Raw genomic sequence first — 20,927 nt, forward strand, 5'->3', positions numbered from 1 at the left:
GCTCCATTACAAAATGCCTAACAGGGAACACACCACGCTCAGTACCACTACCGAAAGCAGAATGGTGGTATAGCGCGGCCCTTTTTTGACCAGATAGAAGTAGATCGAGAACACCGCAGCCAGCGGCAACAGGCCGGGGGCGATGGAGTCCAGGATCTGTTGCACTACCACCTCGGAACCTTCCAACGCGCTGATTTTCAGCGGCGAGGTGATCTTGACGTAGCTGGCAGACAGCGCTCCCATCATGATCAGCCCGAGCACGTTGGCCCCGTAGATCAGCTCTTTTATCTTGCCCCCTTGCAGCAGCCCGATGATCGATTCCCGCCCTAGCGTGTAGCCTTTGTGGGCCAAGCCGTAGCTGATCGCCATGGTGATCACGGTATACAACACCACCGGCATGATGCCGCCCATGGCGCTGCCGTTGGCCGCGAAGGGTATGAAGATGGCGATCAACAGCGGCATGATCGCCGCCCAGACCACCGAGTCACCAATTCCGGCCAGCGGCCCCATCAGGCCGGTTTTAATCCCGGTGATGGACGAATCGGAAATCGGCTCTCCACGGGTCTTCTGTTCTTCCATGGCGATGGCAACGCCCTGGATCACCGCACCAAAGGTCTGTTCGCTGTTGAAGAAGTTCAGGTGGCGTTTCAGCGCCTCAACCTGCTCTTCTTTCTGCGGATAGAGCTTTTTAATAATCGGCGTCATTGAGGCGCAGAAAATCAGGCTCTGTAAACGTTCATAAGAGTTGGAGACTTCGGCTCCCAGCCAGTAAATAAACCAGGCTTTGGTGATGTCCCGCTTGGTCAGCACGTTGGTTTGGCGTGCTCTTTCCACCAGCTCGTGTTGCATGATGTCGCTGCTCATGATCAGGCTCCCTCACCTTTGGCCATGTTTTTAACCAGGAATGCCGCGCAGGTACCGAAGATGGCCATCGCCATGATGTCGACCTTGAGATACAACACCGCGAAGAACCCGGCAATGAAGTAAGGCAGCAGGCTTTTCTTGCCGATAACCATGATGGTGATCGCAAAGCCCAGCGCAGGCAGGATGCCGCCCATGATTTCGAACGAGTGGGTCAGCCAATGTGGCATCAGCGCCAGGAACTTCTCGACCACGCCCTGGCCGAAATAGTTGGCGGCAAACACCACCGGGAAGCGGATCACCAGGCCAAGCAGTGCCGGATACAGGAAGGCACAGCGCATGATCCCGCTGATATTGGCCTCTTCCGCGTGCTTATCGGCCATATGTACCCAAACGGCGTTCACGGTACGGCGTAACTGGTCAACGAACACGCCAATCACCCCAAACGGGATTGCCAACGCGATCGCCAGGTTAGGATCCATCCCCGCTTTCACGGCGATCGGCAGCGCGATACAGGCCGCCAGTGCCGGATCTGAAGGGACGTTCCCACCCGGCGTAGAGGTGACGCCCAGATACACCAACTGCATCCCGGCGCCGATAATCATCGCCGTTTTCATATCCCCCAGCAGGAAGCCGACGAATACCGCGATGGCGATGGGTTGCACCAACATCCCCGAGAGGGTGTAGCCCAAGCGCAGGCGGGCAAACCAGTAATACAGCCCCATACAAATGGCAACGGTCAAGTTATCCATGGTATTGCTCCTAATCGATCAGATGCCGAATATCAGAACTTCTTCAAAATATCTGCCAGTGCCTGCGGCTTGTCTTCCGGGATGGTCTGGAAGAACACCGTCACACCGCGTTGCTGTAAGTCACGCAGGATCGCCACATCTGCCTCATCTAGCGTAATGTTCTGGAATACCGCTTTACGGTTCGGCCCACCACCCAGGCCACCCACCTGGATATTTTTGACGTCAAACCCGTCGACCACCGCCTGTTGCACCGTAACCAGGTTCGGGAACAAGACCAATACGTTGCCCTCCCCCAGTTGATTCTCCCGCCAAGCCGCCGCAAAACTCTGGTTGCCATAGCAATCCACTTTCACATTCGGCGGAGCGGCCATCAGATAGATGCTTTTCATAAACGGATCGGCTTCCAGCTCATCACTCACTACTGCGATACGGTTGGCCTGCGACTGCCCAACCCACTTGGTAACGACCTGACCGTGGATCAAACGGCTGTCAATGCGGCATAAAACGATGTTAGCCATAATGATTATTCCCCTGATGTTATTGATTTAATTTGTTTAACTACGTCGAGGCAGCTGTTGCGCCCCAGTTCAACCAACTCGTCGAGATGGTTGAGAAAATTGCCCTGCTCACGTAAATCGATGGCAGCCAGCAGCAAGGTGGCATTCAGGCCGGAAATCACACCGATGGCGTAGTCACGGCTCAAGCGAGCCGCCACGTTAGAGGTGGTGCCGCCGATAAAGTCGGTGAGGATCAATGAACCCTCCGGCATGGTTTTCACCTGCTGTTCAACGCGTTCATGGAACTCCGCCAGCGTGTCGACCGGCATCAGCGCGATATCGAATATCCCACTGGTTTCGCCAATCACCATGCGGACGCTTTCACGCAGTTGTTGGCCCCAGCCGCCGTGGGTCAGTAGTAAAATCTGTGGTAATGCAGCCAAAATGGCCTCCTGGCAATCTATTGAAAGTCATTGAAAATTTCCGTTCCCTAGAGATATAGCAATGCCTGTGCCAATTTTGTGGCACACCGGAGGGAGGTCAGTGGTGAGCGGGTCGTGAAGGCCCGCTATGGCAGGGTCTAGCGGTAGAGAAGCTCGTAGATATAAAAATATTCCGCATCGGACAGGCGGATAGAATAGGCACGTTCAATCGGCGAAAACGCGTCTTTGATGACAGAAAACGCCTGTTGGTCGATATCCTGCTGGGCATCCAGGGCAATCTGTAACGGTTTGTGGCTTAAAACGATACGCTCCACCATGCAACAGCAGTGGATCAGGAAGCGAAGTGTCACTTGCCTTGAGGGCTGTAAATCCAGCGTGCGACAAATCTGATGCAACACCGCTTCGATCTCTTGCAGGATACGTTGAGGATTGAGCACGGAAATATGGTTGATGATGCTCTCCAGCGTCAGCGCGCTGATAAAACGCATTGAACAGCGCTCGACCTGCAACTGGCGTTCGGCGCTGCCAAGGTCCGGGTTCAACAGGCTGAGCACCAGTTCCGGCCCCTGTTCGGAGAACAGCTCTTCCAACGCGATAAACGGGATATCCGGCAAGCCGGGCTGGAAGGTCCCCACGATACCCACCAGACGTTCGTTACCGCCTATCGCCTGACGCAATCGCTCCAGGCTGCGCACTTCGTTGTAATCCACCAATACCATGCGGGTGTCTTCCGCCATCAGCTCACCGAAGCTTTCCTCCAGCACTTTCTTGATCTTCACCGCCGTGCCCATCCCGGTAATACAGGAGATTGCCAACACCTTGCCGATCTCATCTTCACGCTGGTCGTAAAGCTGATGGGCAATCCCTTTGCTGGCCATCAGTTCCATCAAGGGGGTGAAATCACTGGTTTCATAGGTCAGATCCAGCCCAATCTCCAGCAACGCCCCCATGGTGATGTTCTGGATCAGCAGCACATCGATGTGGAACAGTTTGCTGACGGTGCTGGCAAAGTGCACCAACGAGCCGATATCCACAATCAGGATCAGGCGCTGATAGCGCTTTTCCCGTAGTGTGGCGATCAGTAATTCCAATGTGTCATGCACCGACTGCTCGAACGGCATATCGATGGCGGTAAACAGCTCACATTCCAGCACCCGATTGACATAGTGCGCCATGCTGCTGGCCGTGGTGGTGCCGTGGCCGATCAACATGGCACCGCAGTCAGGGCTAACCTCCTTGCGCTGGCGGAAACTGCGGCACTCCTTCAAAAACAGACACAGGTAGACGATTTCCGTCGATGGGCATTGGATATGGAAGATTTCATTGATTTTGCGGCATAGCTGGTTGGCGTTATCGTACTCATCCTTGCAGTAATCCAGGATCAGGCTAGAGGAGTACAGGTTGGGGATCAGGCCTTTTTGCACATAGGAAAGCAGCGCCAGCAGGTGTTTACGCAGATGACCGGCCATATTCTGTGGCAGTGGGAAACCCAACACCTGTTCAATGCAGCCAATCAACAACGTAATGCGTTGCTCGACCTGACCGCCATAATAGCGCTCCTCACTTTCCCCACCGTTGCGGCTGTACAGCCCATATTCAAAAATGGTGCGTAGCTTGTTCTTCAGGATCGACAGGGTTTCCTGCGGCGGCACGTTGCTATTGCGCAGGTTGACGTATTCGCGCGTCAGATAGGTGTAAAACAGATCGCTGTCCTGCTCGCTGCTCAAGGCGCTCAGATGCTGCTTAAGCTGCTCAAGAGGCTGTGAACTGATATCCAGATACTCCTGCTGACCAAATATCGCGTCCACCAACAGGCGGCTGCTGGCGCTGGCAGAGTGCGGGACATCCATCAGCCGCTTATCCAGCAACAGCCTTGGGCTACTGTGCCCCATACCGCTGGCCCAGGCCTGGGCACAGAGAAACTGGATATCGCTTTTAAGTTGGCCGATATTGCCGCTCAGCGGCTTCTCCAGCAGATAGAGCAGCAACCCCTTATCCAAACGGATAATGCGGCCAATCTTGCGGCTCTCGAGCTGTAAGAAACCGGTAATGATTTCTACCTGTTCCTCCAATGAGCGCTCCCGCAACGCCGGTATGGCAATCGATACCTGAATACGCCGCAGGAAAGTGCGTAGCAGCGTTGAGTCTGGGCTTTCGGTGGTAGCGCAGATCAGCCGTACGCTGATGGGTCGGGCTTTCTCGCTTGAACCCAGTGGCCGATATTCACCTTTATCCAGGATCGAAAACAGTTTCTCCTGCCCTTCGTAGGGCAAGCGGTGGACTTCATCGAGTAACAGAAAGCCACCGTCCGCCTGTTCGATCAGGCCACGTTTGCTTTCAATCGCGCCGGTAAACGCGCCCTGTTTGTGACCAAACAGATGGGATGAAAGCAGCTCCGGGTTATGGGCGTACTCGGCACAGTTGAAATACACCAACGGGATTTGGCGCTGGGGCTGTTGCACCATGGCGAATTGGTGCATCACCTCGGCAAAGAAGGTTTTCCCCACCCCGGAAGGCCCAGTAAGCAACACATGCAATCCACCGGGATAAAGCACCGCCGCCTTACCCTTCTCTACCGACAACCGCAGGCTGCGGTCATAGCCAATCACCGTATGAAAAGGATCATCACTGGCTGGCTGCGGCAAGGCTTTGGCGGGTAATAGCGCCAGTAAATCTTTGGCTTCCAGCCTGTCATCTGGCAAAGATTGCTCAATCAACTGCTCACAGACTGCCCGGTGCAAAAACAGCACCGGACGGGATTTAATCTTGATGACCAATCGCTCAGCGTGTAGCTCGTTAAGTTCTTTACTGACAGAGTTACGTGCCAATCCCAGGTTGAAAGCGATGGTTTCCGCGGCGAAACCGCCAGCGCTTTGTTCAAGCGTTTCCCGGTTAAGCGTAAGGGTAAGACGTTCCAGCTCCTGGCGAACTGCATCTTTACGTTTCATTTTAACCTGTTGTTATTATTAGTTATAAAGAAGAAATAGACGGTAATTGGCAAGCGGGTAGCCAATCTAACCAAAAGTCATCCTAATACAGGGTTAGGGAAAACAACCACCGCAATATGTGAAGTTGTGGTATTTACAGGCAAAAAAAATGCCAATCACAGAGGATTGGCATCAGCAGGAGCGAACGCGGGTTTAGGCGGTAGCACCCTTGACGGCTTCACGCGCCAATTCGGTGATACGTGCATAGTCGCCGCTTTCCAGCGCATCCGCAGGCACTAACCAGGAACCACCGATGCACAGCACGCTTTTCAGTGCCAGATAGTCACGATAGTTGTTCGGCGTGATGCCACCCGTTGGACAGAAGCGCACCTGTGAGAACGGCCCGGCAATGGCTTGCAGCGCCTTGACGCCGCCATTGGCTTCCGCTGGGAAGAATTTAAACTCGCGCAGGCCATAATCCATCCCCAACATCAGCTCGGAAACGGTGCTGATACCCGGGATCAACGGAATGCTGCCTGCGGTAGCAGCTTTCAGCAGATCGGCGGTCAGGCCAGGGCTGATGGCAAACTGAGCGCCAGCCTCGGTCACTTCTTGCAGCTGTTGCGGATTGATCACCGTGCCCGCACCAATGATGGCATCAGGAACTTCTTTGGCGATCGCACGAATCGCGTCCATCGCACAGGCGGTACGCAGCGTCACTTCCAGCACGCGCACGCCACCTGCAACCAGTGCTTTAGCCAACGGCACAGCGTGTTCCAGTTTGTTAATCACAATCACCGGAACTACGGGGCCTGCCGTCAGGATCTGTTCTGCACTGGTTTTCCAGTTTTTCATCGTCATTCTCTCCATTACTTTCGGTTGGTGTATGGCACGCCCCTGCCACAGGGCTCCGCATCGCTGCAGATTCCGATCGCACCGCTAAAAGCCAGCAGACAGGCTGACGCCGGTCACCTAGGCTAATTCTGTTGACGTGTTACCAGCCCCTCACCCCAGCCCTCTCCCCAAGGAGAGGGAGCTGAACGGTGCTCTCAATAAGCCCCCTACCGCTCCAATAATAAATCGGTCTCAATCTACCTCTGGCCTCAGAAAGAATACCTAGGCAGCGGCGAGCTCGATCGGTTCCCTCTCCTTTTGGGAGAGGGTTAGGGTTAGGGTGAGGGAGAGGGAACAGGTTAATTGCTGCTTATTCGAATTCGTTCCACGAACGGCCATCACGCGTGATCATCGCGACGGAAGCCACCGGCCCCCAAGTCCCAGACTGGTAGGGCTTAGGCGCTTCGTTGTCCGCTTTCCAGGCATCCATGATTGAGTCAACCCACTTCCAGGCCTCTTCCACTTCGTCACGGCGCACAAACAGCGCCTGGATACCACGCATGGTTTCCAGCAGCAGACGCTCATAGGCATCGGCCACGTGTTCCTGGTTAAAGGTTTCCGAGAAGCTCAGATCCAACTTGGTGGTTTGCAAACGATGTTTGTGATCCAGCCCCGGCACCTTGTTCAGTACCTGGATTTCGATCCCTTCGTCCGGCTGCAGGCGAATGGTCAGCTTGTTCTGTGGCAGTTGTTGATAGGAGTCACGGAACAGGTTCAGCGGTGGGTTTTTAAAGTACACCACCACTTCTGAACATTTGGTCGGCAAACGCTTACCGGTACGCAGATAGAACGGCACCCCGGCCCATTGCCAGTTGTCGATATCGACGCGGATGGACACAAAAGTCTCGGTGTTGCTGCTCTTGTTTGCCCCTTCCTCTTCCAGGTAGCCCGGCACTTTTTTACCCTGCACAAAGCCTGCGGTGTACTGGCCGCGCACGGTGGTTTCCCGGACATTGGTCTGATCGATACGGCGTAGCGAGCGCAGCACTTTCACTTTCTCATCACGGATACGGTCAGTGGTCAGGTCCGCCGGTGGCGACATGGCGATCATGGTCAGGATCTGCAACAGGTGATTCTGGATCATGTCGCGCATCTGCCCGGCCTGATCGAAGTAACCCCAGCGCCCTTCAATACCCACCTCTTCCGCCACGGTGATCTGCACGTGATCGATAGTGCGGTTATCCCAGTTGGAAGCAAACAGGGAGTTGGCAAAGCGCAACGCCAGCAGGTTCAGTACAGTCTCTTTGCCCAGATAGTGGTCGATACGGTAAACCTGGGATTCGTTAAAGTACTCAGCAACCTGATCGTTGATCACCCGTGAGGATGCCAGGTCAGTACCAAGTGGCTTTTCCATCACCACGCGCGCCGGCTCTTTATTCAGCTTGGCCTCGCCCAGGCCCTTGCAGATGGCGCCAAAGGTGCTTGGCGGCATGGCGAAATAGTTGATGGTGGTACGATGTTTCTGGTCCAGCATCTTGCCCAATTCAGCGAAGTGCTTGCTGTCGTTGACGTCCAGATTACAGAAGTCCAGGCGTGCGCTCAGCGTGGCCCAAAGCTCATCGTCCAGCTTTTCTTTCATAAAGGTGCCCAGGGCTTCCTTGACCACCTTGGTATAAGCTTCTTTATCCCACTCGGCACGGCCTACCCCGATGATACGGGTATCCGGGTGGATGTGACCGGCTTTCTCTAACTGGTACAGGGAAGGCAGCAGTTTACGACGCGCCAGATCGCCTTTCGCGCCGAAAATAACCAGGTCACAGGCCTGGGCTGTAGAGGTTACCGCCATGTTCATCTCCTCGATGCAGGATATTTGTAATTTTCTTACATTACTAATGTACTCTCTTTCGCTACGGCCAGTAAACCCGGATCAAAAGCAGAAAAAAAGCCCCAGAAACTACGGCGTTATCCCTGGTGCAGCGCGAACGCTGTTGGCAACAGGGAAAACTGTAATTTTCTGTCTTTTTTGACACTCTTTTACCATTATGAAAGTTAGACACAGGTCATGTTCTGGTGAAAAAAGCCAGCTTATCCCTTGTCGACACTGCCAACGCTTACCAGCACGTAGTATATTTTCATTAAACCGGATTGATTTCTCCTTTGATTGAAATCGACATACCCGATGGATCACCCGTGAAAGCCGGTGTCCGGCAGGTATAAACCATGAGTGACTCCCGTTATATGAATACGCTGGAAAAAATCCAGAGCCATCTGGAGCTCCTGAGCAAATCGGAAAGGAAAGTCGCCGAGGTGATCCTGGCCTCCCCACAAACCGCTATTCACTCCAGCATCGCCCGGCTGGCCAAACTGGCCGATGTCAGTGAGCCGACCGTTAATCGCTTTTGCCGCCGCCTGGAAACCAAAGGGTTCCCCGACTTCAAACTGCATCTGGCACAAAGCCTGGCTAACGGTACGCCCTATGTAAACCGCAATGTCGAAGAAAACGACACCGTTGCCGCTTACACCAGTAAGATCTTTGAGTCGGTGATGGCCAGCCTGGATACAGTAAAGGCAAATCTCGACATTACCGCAATCAATCGTTCGGTTGATCTGCTTACCCAGGCAAAAAAAATCTCGTTCTTCGGGCTCGGGGCCTCTGCCGCCGTGGCGCACGATGCCATGAACAAATTTTTCCGCTTCAATATTCCGGTGGTCTATTTTGACGATATCGTCATGCAGCGCATGAGCTGCATGAACTCCGTCGAGGGGGATGTCGTGGTACTGATCTCCCATACCGGGCGCACCAAGAATCTGGTCGAGATGGCGCATCTGGCACGAGAGAATGACGCCACGGTCATCGCCATCACCTCGAAAGATACTCCACTGGCCCAAGCTGCGACCCTCCCCCTACTGCTGGACGTGCCGGAAGACACCGATGTTTATATGCCAATGGTGTCCCGAATTGCACAGTTAACCCTGATTGACGTGCTGGCTACCGGATTTACCTTGCGTCGAGGGGCTAAATTCAGAGATAACTTGAAGCGGGTCAAGGAAGCGTTGAAAGAATCGCGCTTTGATAAAGGGATCGTCCCCAACAGTTTCGACTGAAAACGGTTTTAAAAACCGCCGGTCAGATCACAAGTTGACCCGCGGGATTATAGTTGTACCCTGATAGCTCGTTCATACAGATAACCCAGATGAAAATTAGGTAGGCGAAAAGCGTCTGCCCCCTCATCCGGTTTCGTTATCTGACGTTCAGCAACACCAATACTTGCGTCACAAGTCAACGGAGTAATACATGACCAGACGGCTCAGAAGAACCAAAATCGTTACCACACTGGGTCCGGCTACCGACCGCGACAATAATCTGGAAAAGATTATTGCTGCTGGTGCGAACGTAGTTCGGCTTAACTTTTCCCACGGCAATGCAGAAGACCATCAGGCACGGGCAGATAAAGTGCGTGAGATTGCGGCCAAGCTGGGGCGTCATGTCGCTATCCTGGGCGATCTTCAGGGGCCAAAAATCCGCGTTTCCACCTTTAAGGAAGGCAAGATTTTTCTTAACATCGGCGACAAATTCCTGCTGGATGCCAACCTGACCAAGGGTGAAGGCGATAAAGAAAAAGTCGGTATCGACTATAAAGGCCTGCCTGCGGACGTGGTGCCTGGCGATGTGCTGCTGCTGGACGATGGCCGCGTACAGCTGAAAGTGCTGGAAGTTCAGGGCATGAAAGTGTTCACCGAAGTCACCGTAGGTGGCCCGCTGTCGAACAATAAAGGCATCAACAAACTGGGCGGTGGTCTCTCTGCCGAAGCCCTGACCGAGAAAGACAAAGCCGATATCCTGATCGCCGCCAAAATTGGCGTCGACTACCTGGCTGTCTCCTTCCCGCGCACCGGCGAAGACCTGAACTATGCTCGCCGCTTGGCACGTGACGCTGGCTGCAACGCCAAAATCGTGTCGAAAGTTGAACGTGCCGAAGCCGTATGCAGCGACGAAGCGATGGATGACATCATCCTGGCCTCCGACGTGGTCATGGTTGCCCGTGGCGATCTGGGCGTCGAAATCGGCGATCCGGAGCTGGTGGGCATCCAGAAGAAACTGATCCGTCGCGCCCGTACGCTGAACCGTGCGGTGATCACCGCCACGCAGATGATGGAATCGATGATCACCAATCCGATGCCGACCCGCGCCGAAGTGATGGACGTGGCGAACGCCGTGCTGGATGGTACCGATGCGGTCATGCTGTCTGCCGAAACCGCTGCGGGCCAGTATCCAGCCGAAACGGTAGCCGCCATGGCGCGTGTTTGCCTGGGTGCAGAAAAAATCCCAAGCATCAACGTGTCCAAGCACCGTCTGGACGTGCAGTTCGACAATATCGAAGAAGCCATCGCCATGTCGACCATGTATGCCGCTAACCACCTTAAAGGGGTTACCGCCATCATCGCCATGACCGAATCTGGCCGCACCGCGCTGATGATGTCACGTATCAGCTCCGGCTTGCCGATCTTCGCCATGTCTCGCCATGAGCACACGCTGAACCTGACGGCGCTGTATCGCGGTGTCACCCCGGTCTACTTTGGCAGCCACAGCGATGGCGTTGCCGCCGCTAATGACGCTATCGCCCGTCTGCGTGATAAAGGTTACCTGGTGTCTGGCGATCTGGTGCTGGTTACCCAAGGTGACGTCATGAGCACCGTGGGCACCACCAATACCAGCCGTATCCTGCGCGTAGACTGATTACCGCGCATTTAATGTTAAGGCCGGTCGGTTTACGCTGACTGGCTTTTTTATTGCTATTTGGGGAACCTCTTCATGCTACATCAACATCATCAGCAATATACTCGTGGCTCGCTGGATCTTGATGGGCGGCAATTGGCCAATCTGGAGAGTGAAGATCTCAGCGGCACCTCCCTGCAAAAAATCAGCCTGTACAATAATTGCCTGACCCGCTTCCCCGAGCAGATTTTTCACCATCGTGACCTGAAAGTGCTCAACATTTCCTGCAACCAGATTGCCGAACTGCCGACGGAAATCGGTTTGCTCCGCCAGTTGCAAATGTTCGATTTTGGTCACAACCAGGCAACATCAATTCCCGCCGAAATCGGGGAATTGCGTGAATTAAAGTATCTGTATTTGAGTGATAACGGTTTCAGCCAGCTACCCGATTCGCTGCGCCAGCTGCAAGCGTTGTGTTATCTGAATCTGACGGATAATCAGCTAGTGGAATTCCCTACGGCACTGTGCGGCCTGACGGCGCTACAAGAGCTGCGTCTCTACAATAATGCCATCACCGCATTACCCTCGGAGATCGGTTTATTGGGCCAGTTGCGTGAATTACACCTGATGAAAAACCGTCTCACTACCCTGCCCAGCGAGATCGCTCAACTGTCAGAGTTACAGGTGATGGATTTGGAAAACAACGCCATTGCGTACTTACCCGATCAATTCTGCCAATTGCCCAAGTTAGCTACGCTCAATCTGCGTTTCAACCAATTATCCCAGTTGCCTGAAGACTTGGGTGCATTGAGTTCACTGGTTTCATTAGACTTGCGTGCCAACCGATTAAGTCAATTACCGACCAGCATGGCGCAAATGAAAAACCTACGGCGACTGGACCTGCGTTGGAATGACTTCGACCATTATCCAGCGGTGCTTGAACCGCTAATCCAGCAGGGCTGTATGGTTCATTGCTAATTGCCTGACTAAAATCTGCAACGGTGAACAGTGGGTTTTTCAGGCCGTTGCAGAGCATTGCGTAACGCTGCGCAGAGTTGGTATTTGGGAATAAAACAGACACGAGCCAGACGGGTGTGATGAATATACTACGCGTGGGTGCTCTGGATCTTTGTATCTGGAGCCAAAAGCCAAGGTGATGGATACAAAGAGAAAAGCCCCGAGTCGATAACATCTACCCGAGGCCAACTCTAACGCCAGACAACGTTAGGTTAGCTTCTTACCTGCCGAGAGGCAAGGAGAAGGAAACACAATGTTGAATAAAGGAAACATCGTTAAACTGGTCGTTATCTGTACCACCGTTATTTTGCTGGTATGGCTAACGCGCAGCAAACTTTGTGAGTTGCGTATTCGATCGGGCAACACGGAGGTTGCGGCCATTTTGGCCTACGAATCCGAACGGTAAGGCAACCCAACGGCGGGGGCCTGCTCCCGCCCGTTGGTTGTTGGCGTGTAGATCTAGGAGCACCCTTCTCCTACAAACCAAAAGGACAGGTTATAGCCCGTCGTTACAGTTTGCCAAAAGCTGCTGAAATTGTAGGAAACGAACAGGTTAGAGCGTAGGGGCGCCGCATACTGCGCTTATTTAGCAGAGTGTAACGCCCGGTAGAGAGTTGATAAGCGACATTAACGATATAAATCGTCCCGCGAGTAAGGTTCAATCTCACCTTCCTTGCGCGTTTTCAGCAGCTTCAAAATCCAGGTATATTGCTCTGGATTAGGGCCCACCAGGTTTTCCACTTCTTCGTTCATGCGGCGCGCAATGCGAACATCGTCGGCTTCGGCCAGATCATCCATCGGCTCACGGATATAAATGTCCAGCATGCTGGTTTTACCGTCATAAACCGGGAATAGCGGCACGATCGCCGCTTTGCAGACTTTCATCAAGCGGCCGACTGCAGGCAATGTGGCTTTATAGGTCGCAAAGAAATCCACGAATTCACTGTGCTCGGCACCGTGATCCTGGTCAGGCAGATAATAGCCCCAATAACCATGGCGCACCGAACTGATAAAAGGCTTGATGCCATCGTTGCGGGCATGCATACGGCCACCAAACTTGCGGCGCACGCTATTCCACAGATAGTCGACCAATGGGTTGCTCTGGTTATGGAACATCGCTGCCATGGGTTGCCCGCGCGCAGCCATCAGCATCGCTGGCACATCAACGGCCCAGCCGTGCGGCACCAGGAAAATCACGTTGCGGCCTTCCTCACGGATTTTATCCAGCACTTCTTCACCGTGCCAACGCACGCGCTTGAGTACTTTCTCCGGTTTGGTACAGGCCAGTTCCGCCATCAGGATCATCGATTGCGGCGCGGTAGCAAACATCTCATCGATAATATGCTCGCGTTGCTGTTCTGGCAGTTCCGGCATGCAATAAAGCAGATTGATACGGGCGCGGCGTCGAGCCCCTTTAGCAACCTTGCCAGCCAGTTTACCAATCGCACCCAGTAATGGGTCTCGCATTCGAGCAGGGACCAGAGAAATACCGGCCATCAGCCCGGTTCCCAACCAAACGCCCCAGTAGCGCGGATGATAGAAGGCTTTATCAAATTGTGGGATGAACTCTACGTTCGATTTCTTCTCGTTTTGCATGACCTGCTCTTTATTCAACGCACCTGCTCGGAAGATATAAACTATATACCTAGTTGCAGTCAGGCGGGTGAGTCAGGTTAAAACCAGCACCGTTCACTGACAAAATGCAGCTATCGTTATCTCGAGCAGGCATTAATAAAAAAACATCGGCCCGAAATCAGGCCGATGGGAAATCATAAGGGATAGCGATGGTTAATCCAGCTGCAACTGTGGCACCACTTCCTTCACCTGTGCCAGGTAATCGCTGCGATCTTTCCCCATCAGCCCTTCCGAGCGAGGCAACTTAGCCGTCAATGGGTTAACCGCTTGCTGGTTAGTCCACATTTCATAATGCAAATGTGGGCCGGTAGAGCGACCGGTGTTACCGGAAAGCGCAATGCGATCGCCACGTTTCACCTTCTGTCCTGGCTTGACCAACAGCTTTTTCAAGTGCATATAGCGCGTGGTATATTGGCGGCCATGACGGATCGCCACATAGTTACCTGCCGCGCCACTGCGCTTGGCGATCACCACTTCACCGTCACCCACCGCCAACACTGGCGTGCCGACCGGCATGGCGAAGTCGACGCCTTTATGCGGTGCAATGCGCCCGGTCACGGGATTTACGCGGCGTGGGTTAAAGTTGGAAGAAATACGGAACTGCTTCATGGTCGGGAAACGCATAAAGCCACGCGCCAACCCGGAACCCTGACGATCGTAGAACTTGCCGTCATCGGCGCGGATGGCGAAGTAGTCTTTGCCGCTGCTGCGCATACGCACGCCCAACAGTTGGCTTTGCTCGCTCTTGCCGTCAAACTCTTCGCGCGACATCAACACCGCGAACTGATCGCCTTTGCGCAGCTTGCGAAAATCAAGCTGCCACTGCAGGGCTTTGATTACCGCATTGATCTCGGCACGGCTCAGGCCAGCCGCCGAGGCGCTGCTGACAAAGCTGCCGTTCAGCTTGCCGGTCAGCACGCTGTTGCGCCATTCACCCTTTTGGGTTTCCTTGGTTTCTTTAAAGGAATTGCCCACACGATCATAGGTGCGGGTTTCACGGCGTGAAACTTCCCAGGTCAGGCGCTTGAGATCGCCATCTTCGGTAAGCGTCCAGGAGAGTTGCTGGCCGATTTTCAGGTTACGCAAATCGCGGTTCTGCGAAGCCAGCAGCGAAACATCCGACATTTCGATGCCGTACTGGGTCAGAATACTACCGAGCGTATCACCGGTAGAAACCACATATTCATGCACACCTTCCTCTCCGGCGACCTTCTGGTCCAGCTCATCCTCAGGGATGTCATCATCGGGGGTGGGTTGGTCGGCATCAATAGGTTCACTGGCTTCGGGCTGCAATGCCCTTAACTGGTTGGCTTCCAACTCGACGCTTTTAACGATAGGGTTATGTTCTGGGTGATAAACGGAAGGCCGCCAAACAGCGACGGCCAACGTAACGACTGTCAACGACCCTAGCATTACGCGATGGGGCCGAGGCAGGTTGTTATACGCCAGAGTGATAGTTCGGACTATCTTCTGCACTCAATAATATCCTCATAATCTTTACTTCAGGCAGCTCACGTACTGGTTGGACAGCGCTGTCAGGAAGTTCCCGTAGCTGTCTTTCCCCAGTGCGATGCCTGTGCCCAGCGGGTCCAGCGTTCCAGAACGCACATTGGTCCCCTTGGCAACGGCATTAATTACGGCCGGTCTGAATTGTGGCTCAGCAAAAACGCAGACTGCTTTCTGCTCAACCAACTGTGTTCGAATTTGGTGTAAACGCTGTGCGCCAGGTTGAATTTCGGGGTTAACGGTAAAATGGCCCAGTGGGCTCAAGCCGAAGTGTTTTTCAAAGTAGCCATAAGCGTCATGAAAAACAAAATATCCCTTACCTTGCACAGGCGTTAGCATCTTAACAAGATTTTTATCAGTTTGCGCTAGCTGATCCTCGAACTGGCGCAGGTTTGCGTCTAATTTGTCCTTCTTTTGCGGCATAAGTTCCAATAATCTGTCGTGAATCGCGATCGCGGTCACTTTTGCCACCTCTGGTGACAGCCAAACGTGCATATTATAGTCACCGTGATGATGGTCGTGCCCCGCGTCGCCATCCGCATGACTATGCGCTTCGGCTGCATGATCATGGTCATGATCGTCATCGCCTTTCATCAGCAACGGCTGTACCGCAGGCAGTTCACCGATGGCCAATTGCTTATTGGCGGGCAACTGCGTCAAAGATTTGGTCAGAAAAGCCTCCATATCTGGTCCTACCCACAGCACCAGGTCGGCGCTACGCAGCCGCTGAATGTCCGACGGGCGCAAGGCGAAGTCATGAGGCGAGGCACCGTCCGGTAATAAAATCTCGGTAGGCGTGACCCCATCTGCGATAGCGGATGCGATAAAGCCCAGCGGGCGGATAGAGGTCACTACGGCGGCCGTCGCATTGCCAGCCATTACCAAAGCCGTTGCCAGCAGAGTGCGTTGCAGCCATTTATTTTTCTGTACCATCATCAGTAATCCCGTCGTTTTCAGTAAAGAAGCGTGATATTATAACATTCGGTTAGTTCTGCAAAATGTAATCACGATATGTCTACACTGGCAACGCTAAAAAATATCTCTGTTTCTTTTGGTACCCGGCGGGTACTGACAAATATCTCTTTTAACCTGCAACCGGGTCGTATTCTGACGCTCCTCGGGCCTAACGGAGCCGGCAAGTCAACGCTGGTTCGCGTAGTGCTGGGCTTAATTGCCCCAACGGAAGGCACGCTGGAACGTATGCCTGGGCTGCGCATTGGCTATGTGCCGCAAAAGCTGCATCTCGATGCCACCCTGCCCTTGACCGTCAACCGCTTCATGCGGCTCAAACCTGGGGTGAAAAAGGCCGATATCTTGCCCGCGCTGAAACGCGTGCATGCCGCGCACCTGTTGGATCAGCCCATGCAAAAGCTGTCCGGCGGCGAAAACCAGCGGGTGTTGCTGGCACGAGCGCTGTTGAATCAACCGCAGTTGCTGGTGCTGGATGAGCCCACGCAAGGGGTGGACGTTAACGGCCAGTTGGCGTTATACGACCTGATCGACCAATTGCGCAAAGAGCTGGGCTGCGCGGTGCTAATGGTTTCCCATGACCTGCACTTGGTGATGGCCAAAACCGACGACGTCCTGTGCCTGAACCAACATATCTGCTGCTCTGGCACACCGGAAGTGGTGTCAATGCACCCGGAGTTTATCGCCATGTTCGGTAATCGGGGTGCAGAGCAGCTGGCGATCTACCGCCATCACCATAATCACCGTCACGACCTGCAAGGCAGAATTGTGCTGAAAAAAACCGGGGGCCGTGAGGCATGATTGAACTGTTATTGCCCGGCTGGCTGGCCGGTGTGCTGCTGGCTGCGGCGGCGGGCCCGTTGGGTTCCTTTGTGGTCTGGCGCCGAATGTCATACTTTGGCGATACGCTGGCACATGCATCGCTGCTTGGCGTTGCCTTCGGCTTATTGCTGGACGTCAACCCGTTTTACGCCGTGATTGCCGTCACGCTACTGTTAGCCCTGGTGCTGGTTTGGCTGGAGCGCCGCCCGCAGTTGTCGATAGATACGCTGCTCGGCATTATGGCGCATAGTGCGCTATCGCTGGGTTTAGTGGTGGTCGCACTGATGTCCAACGTGCGCGTAGATCTGATGGCTTATCTGTTTGGGGATTTGCTGTCGGTGACGATCGGCGATATCTGGATGATCGGTACTGGCGTGGTGATTGTGCTGTTGGTGCTCTGGTGGCAATGGCGCGATCTGCTGTCGATGACCATCAGCCCGGAGATGGCTCATGTCGACGGCGTTAACCTGCCACGCGCACGCACCATTTTAATGCTGGTCACCGCCTTGACCATCGGGCTGGCCATGAAATTTGTCGGTGCGCTGATTATTACGTCGCTACTGATTATCCCAGCCGCAACCGCACGGCGTTTTGCCCGCACTCCTGAACAAATGGCCGGTTATGCGGTATTGATAGGGATAATTGCGGTCACCGGCGGGCTAACCTTCTCGGCATTCTACGATACGCCAGCTGGGCCCTCGGTAGTGTTAAGCGCTGCGGTGCTGTTTGTACTGAGCCTGTCGAAAAAGCAGCAGGCTTGATCTCATTACGCCAGGGTCTCCCCTGGCGTAACTCCTGGATTGCTACTTCTCTTCTCGCTCGATACCAAAGTGCTTATAGGCATGATTGGTCGCCATTCGGCCACGCGGAGTACGCTGAATAAACCCTTGTTGGATCAGGAAGGGTTCGATCACGTCTTCTATCGTTTCACGCTCTTCACCGATTGCCGCCGCCAGGTTATCCAACCCCACCGGGCCACCGGTAAACTTGTCGATGATCGCCAGCAACAGCTTGCGGTCCATATAGTCGAAACCTTCCGCATCGACGTTCAGCATATCCAATGCCTGCATGGCCACTTCACCATTGATCACTCCGTTGGCACGGACTTCGGCAAAGTCGCGCACGCGGCGCAGCAGACGGTTGGCAATACGCGGCGTACCGCGGGCGCGACGTGCCACTTCATGCGCCCCATCGGGAGACAGATCCAGCCCCAGGCAGTTGGCACTGCGGGAAACGATATGCTCCAGATCGGCCACCTGATAAAACTCCAGACGCTGCACGATGCCGAAGCGATCGCGTAATGGAGAGGTCAAGGAACCGGCCCGCGTGGTGGCTCCAACCAGGGTGAACGGTGGCAGGTCGAGCTTGATTGAGCGCGCCGCCGGACCTTCACCGATCATGATATCCAACTGATAGTCTTCCATCGCTGGATACAGGATCTCTTCCACTACCGGCGAAAGACGGTGGATTTCGTCGATAAACAGCACGTCATGGGGTTCCAGGTTGGTGAGCATAGCCGCCAGATCCCCCGCCTTTTCCAGCACCGGACCAGAAGTGGTACGCAGGTTAACGCCCATCTCATTAGCCACGATGTTGGCCAAGGTGGTTTTACCCAACCCAGGCGGCCCGAAGATCAACAGGTGGTCCAGTGCATCGCCGCGCTGTTTGGCAGCCTGAATAAAGATTTCCATCTGCTCACGCACGTGCGGCTGGCCAACGTACTCCGTCAGCAGCTTAGGGCGGATCGCACGATCCAGCACCTCTTCTTCATTGAACGGCTCGGCAGAGATCAGGCGGTCGGCTTCAATCATGGTCTACCCCTTTCCGGCCTACAGTGCGGCACGTAATGCTTCGCGGATTAATGCCTCGCAATTCGCACCCGGCTTGGCAACCTTGCTGACCATGCGGCTGGCTTCCTGCGGCTTATAGCCCAAGGCCACCAGTGCAGAGGCCGCTTCGGCTTCAATATCCATCTCCGCCGCTTTGGCCGCACTGGCCGGTAGAGGGATTTCACTGCTGTTGTTGAACAGATCGCCGTTCAGGCCTTTGAAGCGGTCTTTCATTTCGACGACCAGACGCTCGGCGGTTTTCTTACCCACGCCTGGCAATTTGATCAACGTAGTGATCTCTTCACGTTCCACCGCGCTGACAAACTGCTGGGCAGACATGCCTGAAAGGATCGCTAGTGCCAGTTTTGGCCCCACGCCGTTCACTTTAATCAGCTCACGGAACAGCGCACGCTCTTGTTTATCATTGAACCCATACAGCAGCTGTGCATCTTCACGCACCACGAATTGGGTAAACACGATAGCCTCTTGCCCCAGTTCCGGCAGCTCGTAAAAGCAGGTCATCGGCATATGCACTTCATACCCGACGCCATTGGTTTCAAGTAACACCAGCGGTGGCTGCTTTTCCAGAATAATTCCTCTGAGACGACCTATCATTACCCCTCCTGAATGTATCCCTGTACGTGGCGCACTGCCACGCAGTATTAATACAGCTTATACCATAAAAAAGGCTGGATGAATATCCAGCCTCCGAACGATAACAAAATGGCCATGCCTCGGCGGGCCAGCATGCAGCCTCTACGTTACAGACCCCTAACGTAAACGCCCACGCGCCAGATTCAACCGCCCTTCACTCATACGCAGCACGTTCTGGCTGAGATGGCAGTGGGTAATGGCGATAGCCAACGCATCCGCGGCATCCGCCTGAGGATTGGCAGACAGCTTCAGCAGTGAGCGAACCATATGCTGCACCTGAGACTTTTCCGCCGCACCGGTACCGACCACCGTCTGTTTCACCTGGCGCGCCGCATACTCAAACACTTCCAGGTTTTGATTGACGGCGGCAACGATCGCCACGCCCCTCGCTTGCCCCAACTTCAGCGCCGAGTCCGGGTTCTTGGCCATAAAAACCTGTTCGATGGCGAAGAAGTCCGGTTGAAACTGGGTGATGATTTCGCTCACGCCAGCATAAATCAGCTTCAGGCGCGTTGGCATATCATCCACCACGGTACGAATACAACCGCTGGCAACATAGGTCAGTTGGCGGCCCTGCTGGCGGATCAGGCCATAGCCGGTGACGCGCGAGCCGGGATCGATACCCAGTATGATCGCCATTGCTACCACCACCCTGCATTGATTGTTGCCTGGCGTTGCCGGTTGGCAACGCCATCATTCACCTGCATTACAGCGTTGCAGCGATCTCGTCGGAGATCTCACCGTTATGGTAAACCTCCTGCACGTCGTCACAGTCTTCCAGCATGTCGATCAAGCGCAGTAACTTAGGCGCCGTTTCAGCATCCATGTCCGCTTTGGTGGACGGGATCATGGAAACCTCCGCCGAGTCTGCCTCAAAGCCTGCCGCGGTCAACGCGTCTTTCACTTCACCCAGATTTTCCCAGGCGGTGAAGACGTCAATGGCACCGTCGTCATAGGTCTGGATATCTTCAGCACCCGCTTCCAATGCGGCTTCCATCACCGTGTCTTCATCCAGACCCGGTGCATAGGTGATCACGCCTTTTTTGGTGAACAGATAGGCCACGGAACCGTCGGTACCCAGGTTGCCACCACACTTGGTGAAGGCATGGCGCACTTCTGCCACGGTACGGTTACGGTTGTCACTCAGGCATTCGATCATTACCGCAGTGCCGCCAGGGCCGTAACCTTCATAGATGATGGTTTCCATATTGGTATCATCATCGCCGCCTACGCCACGGGCGATAGCACGGTTCAGGGTATCGCGCGTCATGTTGTTGGACAGCGCTTTATCAATAGCCGCACGCAGACGCGGGTTCGAACCCGGATCGCCGCCGCCCAATTTGGCGGCAGTCACCAGCTCACGGATAATTTTAGTGAAAATCTTACCGCGTTTGGAATCTTGTGCAGCTTTGCGGTGTTTGGTGTTGGCCCATTTACTATGACCTGCCATAAAAAATATCTCCA

At 54.2% G+C, this 20,927-nt stretch carries 20 protein-coding genes; 6 read left to right on the forward strand and 14 right to left on the reverse strand.

What is annotated here, in order from left to right; genetic code table 11:
• Window positions 1-6: 6 nt before the first annotated feature.
• The 7 genes from KGP17_RS14465 to zwf all read right to left on the reverse strand — a co-directional run bounded on the left by KGP17_RS14465 (window position 7) and on the right by zwf (window position 8,160).
• Window positions 7-867, reverse strand: coding sequence for a PTS system mannose/fructose/sorbose family transporter subunit IID (locus tag KGP17_RS14465; RefSeq protein WP_161629439.1), 861 nt, complete (start codon window positions 865-867; stop codon window positions 7-9).
• Complete coding sequence (locus KGP17_RS14470) at window positions 867-1,613, reverse strand: PTS sugar transporter subunit IIC (protein WP_021806649.1); 747 nt, start codon at window positions 1,611-1,613, stop codon at window positions 867-869. The genes KGP17_RS14465 and KGP17_RS14470 overlap by 1 nt, the downstream gene beginning before the upstream one ends.
• Window positions 1,614-1,645: 32 nt before the next feature.
• A complete protein-coding gene (locus KGP17_RS14475) occupies window positions 1,646-2,131 on the reverse strand; it encodes a PTS sugar transporter subunit IIB (RefSeq protein ID WP_021806650.1) in 486 nt (161 codons plus the stop codon).
• 5 nt (window positions 2,132-2,136) lie between these two features.
• Complete coding sequence (locus tag KGP17_RS14480; protein WP_021806651.1) at window positions 2,137-2,553, reverse strand: PTS sugar transporter subunit IIA; 417 nt, start codon at window positions 2,551-2,553, stop codon at window positions 2,137-2,139.
• A gap of 137 nt (window positions 2,554-2,690) precedes the next feature.
• Window positions 2,691-5,501 (reverse strand): sigma 54-interacting transcriptional regulator, encoded by a 2,811-nt coding sequence (locus KGP17_RS14485; protein WP_223497793.1) that lies wholly within the window; start codon window positions 5,499-5,501, stop codon window positions 2,691-2,693.
• A gap of 192 nt (window positions 5,502-5,693) precedes the next feature.
• Entirely contained in the window at window positions 5,694-6,335 is a 642-nt protein-coding gene (locus KGP17_RS14490) for a bifunctional 4-hydroxy-2-oxoglutarate aldolase/2-dehydro-3-deoxy-phosphogluconate aldolase (protein WP_021181159.1), read from the reverse strand.
• Window positions 6,336-6,684: 349 nt separating this feature from the next.
• On the reverse strand, window positions 6,685-8,160 hold the full coding sequence (gene zwf, locus KGP17_RS14495; RefSeq protein WP_021181158.1) for a glucose-6-phosphate dehydrogenase: 1,476 nt from the start codon (window positions 8,158-8,160) through the stop codon (window positions 6,685-6,687).
• Between the two features lie 392 nt (window positions 8,161-8,552).
• On the opposite strand from zwf, the gene KGP17_RS14500 reads away from it, so the two are divergent.
• From KGP17_RS14500 to KGP17_RS14515, 4 genes are all read left to right on the forward strand, one after another.
• Window positions 8,553-9,419, forward strand: coding sequence for a MurR/RpiR family transcriptional regulator (locus KGP17_RS14500; protein ID WP_223499649.1), 867 nt, complete (start codon window positions 8,553-8,555; stop codon window positions 9,417-9,419).
• A gap of 190 nt (window positions 9,420-9,609) precedes the next feature.
• Complete coding sequence (pyk, locus tag KGP17_RS14505; protein WP_021181157.1) at window positions 9,610-11,052, forward strand: pyruvate kinase; 1,443 nt, start codon at window positions 9,610-9,612, stop codon at window positions 11,050-11,052.
• A 75-nt stretch (window positions 11,053-11,127) separates the two neighbouring features.
• Window positions 11,128-12,009 carry a leucine-rich repeat domain-containing protein gene (locus KGP17_RS14510; RefSeq protein ID WP_094981358.1) on the forward strand — a complete coding sequence of 294 codons (882 nt, stop codon included), beginning with the start codon at window positions 11,128-11,130 and terminating at the stop codon, window positions 12,007-12,009.
• 292 nt (window positions 12,010-12,301) lie between these two features.
• Window positions 12,302-12,454 carry a Hok/Gef family protein gene (locus KGP17_RS14515; RefSeq protein ID WP_021181155.1) on the forward strand — a complete coding sequence of 51 codons (153 nt, stop codon included), beginning with the start codon at window positions 12,302-12,304 and terminating at the stop codon, window positions 12,452-12,454.
• Between the two features lie 221 nt (window positions 12,455-12,675).
• Here KGP17_RS14515 and lpxM read toward each other — a convergent pair whose 3' ends face one another.
• The 3 genes from lpxM to znuA form a co-directional block, all read right to left on the reverse strand.
• Window positions 12,676-13,644: a lauroyl-Kdo(2)-lipid IV(A) myristoyltransferase gene (lpxM, locus tag KGP17_RS14520; RefSeq protein WP_037376004.1), complete on the reverse strand. Its 969-nt coding sequence runs from the start codon at window positions 13,642-13,644 to the stop codon at window positions 12,676-12,678.
• A 192-nt stretch (window positions 13,645-13,836) separates the two neighbouring features.
• Entirely contained in the window at window positions 13,837-15,159 is a 1,323-nt protein-coding gene (mepM, locus tag KGP17_RS14525) for a murein DD-endopeptidase MepM (RefSeq protein ID WP_037376005.1), read from the reverse strand.
• Window positions 15,160-15,180: 21 nt separating this feature from the next.
• Window positions 15,181-16,122 (reverse strand): zinc ABC transporter substrate-binding protein ZnuA, encoded by a 942-nt coding sequence (gene znuA, locus KGP17_RS14530; RefSeq protein WP_166735050.1) that lies wholly within the window; start codon window positions 16,120-16,122, stop codon window positions 15,181-15,183.
• A 78-nt stretch (window positions 16,123-16,200) separates the two neighbouring features.
• On the opposite strand from znuA, the gene znuC reads away from it, so the two are divergent.
• A complete protein-coding gene (znuC, locus tag KGP17_RS14535) occupies window positions 16,201-16,959 on the forward strand; it encodes a zinc ABC transporter ATP-binding protein ZnuC (RefSeq protein ID WP_223497794.1) in 759 nt (252 codons plus the stop codon).
• Complete coding sequence (gene znuB, locus KGP17_RS14540) at window positions 16,956-17,741, forward strand: zinc ABC transporter permease subunit ZnuB (RefSeq protein WP_021181150.1); 786 nt, start codon at window positions 16,956-16,958, stop codon at window positions 17,739-17,741. Before znuC ends, znuB begins: the two co-directional genes overlap by 4 nt.
• A gap of 42 nt (window positions 17,742-17,783) precedes the next feature.
• On the opposite strand, the gene ruvB is transcribed toward znuB, so the two are convergent.
• From ruvB to KGP17_RS14560, 4 genes are all read right to left on the reverse strand, one after another.
• Complete coding sequence (ruvB, locus tag KGP17_RS14545) at window positions 17,784-18,791, reverse strand: Holliday junction branch migration DNA helicase RuvB (protein WP_021806657.1); 1,008 nt, start codon at window positions 18,789-18,791, stop codon at window positions 17,784-17,786.
• A gap of 18 nt (window positions 18,792-18,809) precedes the next feature.
• Window positions 18,810-19,424, reverse strand: coding sequence for a Holliday junction branch migration protein RuvA (gene ruvA, locus KGP17_RS14550; RefSeq protein ID WP_223497795.1), 615 nt, complete (start codon window positions 19,422-19,424; stop codon window positions 18,810-18,812).
• Window positions 19,425-19,580: 156 nt separating this feature from the next.
• Window positions 19,581-20,102 (reverse strand): crossover junction endodeoxyribonuclease RuvC, encoded by a 522-nt coding sequence (ruvC, locus tag KGP17_RS14555; protein WP_021181146.1) that lies wholly within the window; start codon window positions 20,100-20,102, stop codon window positions 19,581-19,583.
• 67 nt (window positions 20,103-20,169) lie between these two features.
• Window positions 20,170-20,913 carry a YebC/PmpR family DNA-binding transcriptional regulator gene (locus tag KGP17_RS14560; RefSeq protein ID WP_021181145.1) on the reverse strand — a complete coding sequence of 248 codons (744 nt, stop codon included), beginning with the start codon at window positions 20,911-20,913 and terminating at the stop codon, window positions 20,170-20,172.
• Window positions 20,914-20,927 lie beyond the last annotated feature (14 nt).

Source organism: Serratia sp. JSRIV001 (genome assembly GCF_019968745.1).
Classification (GTDB): Bacteria; Pseudomonadota; Gammaproteobacteria; order Enterobacterales; family Enterobacteriaceae; genus Chania; species Chania fonticola_B.

Coding starts and splice junctions, on each gene's coding strand:
- ruvA (WP_223497795.1), bottom strand. CDS start 19,424: ATGATAGGTCGTCTCAGAGGAATTATTCTGGAAAAGCAGCCACCGCTG.
- ruvC (WP_021181146.1), bottom strand. CDS start 20,102: ATGGCGATCATACTGGGTATCGATCCCGGCTCGCGCGTCACCGGCTAT.
- KGP17_RS14560 (WP_021181145.1), bottom strand. CDS start 20,913: ATGGCAGGTCATAGTAAATGGGCCAACACCAAACACCGCAAAGCTGCA.
- KGP17_RS14485 (WP_223497793.1), bottom strand. CDS start 5,501: ATGAAACGTAAAGATGCAGTTCGCCAGGAGCTGGAACGTCTTACCCTT.
- KGP17_RS14515 (WP_021181155.1), top strand. CDS start 12,302: ATGTTGAATAAAGGAAACATCGTTAAACTGGTCGTTATCTGTACCACC.
- zwf (WP_021181158.1), bottom strand. CDS start 8,160: ATGGCGGTAACCTCTACAGCCCAGGCCTGTGACCTGGTTATTTTCGGC.
- KGP17_RS14470 (WP_021806649.1), bottom strand. CDS start 1,613: ATGGATAACTTGACCGTTGCCATTTGTATGGGGCTGTATTACTGGTTT.
- KGP17_RS14510 (WP_094981358.1), top strand. CDS start 11,128: ATGCTACATCAACATCATCAGCAATATACTCGTGGCTCGCTGGATCTT.
- KGP17_RS14490 (WP_021181159.1), bottom strand. CDS start 6,335: ATGAAAAACTGGAAAACCAGTGCAGAACAGATCCTGACGGCAGGCCCC.
- ruvB (WP_021806657.1), bottom strand. CDS start 18,791: ATGATTGAAGCCGACCGCCTGATCTCTGCCGAGCCGTTCAATGAAGAA.
- znuA (WP_166735050.1), bottom strand. CDS start 16,122: ATGGTACAGAAAAATAAATGGCTGCAACGCACTCTGCTGGCAACGGCT.
- KGP17_RS14500 (WP_223499649.1), top strand. CDS start 8,553: ATGAATACGCTGGAAAAAATCCAGAGCCATCTGGAGCTCCTGAGCAAA.
- znuC (WP_223497794.1), top strand. CDS start 16,201: ATGTCTACACTGGCAACGCTAAAAAATATCTCTGTTTCTTTTGGTACC.
- pyk (WP_021181157.1), top strand. CDS start 9,610: ATGACCAGACGGCTCAGAAGAACCAAAATCGTTACCACACTGGGTCCG.
- KGP17_RS14475 (WP_021806650.1), bottom strand. CDS start 2,131: ATGGCTAACATCGTTTTATGCCGCATTGACAGCCGTTTGATCCACGGT.
- lpxM (WP_037376004.1), bottom strand. CDS start 13,644: ATGCAAAACGAGAAGAAATCGAACGTAGAGTTCATCCCACAATTTGAT.
- znuB (WP_021181150.1), top strand. CDS start 16,956: ATGATTGAACTGTTATTGCCCGGCTGGCTGGCCGGTGTGCTGCTGGCT.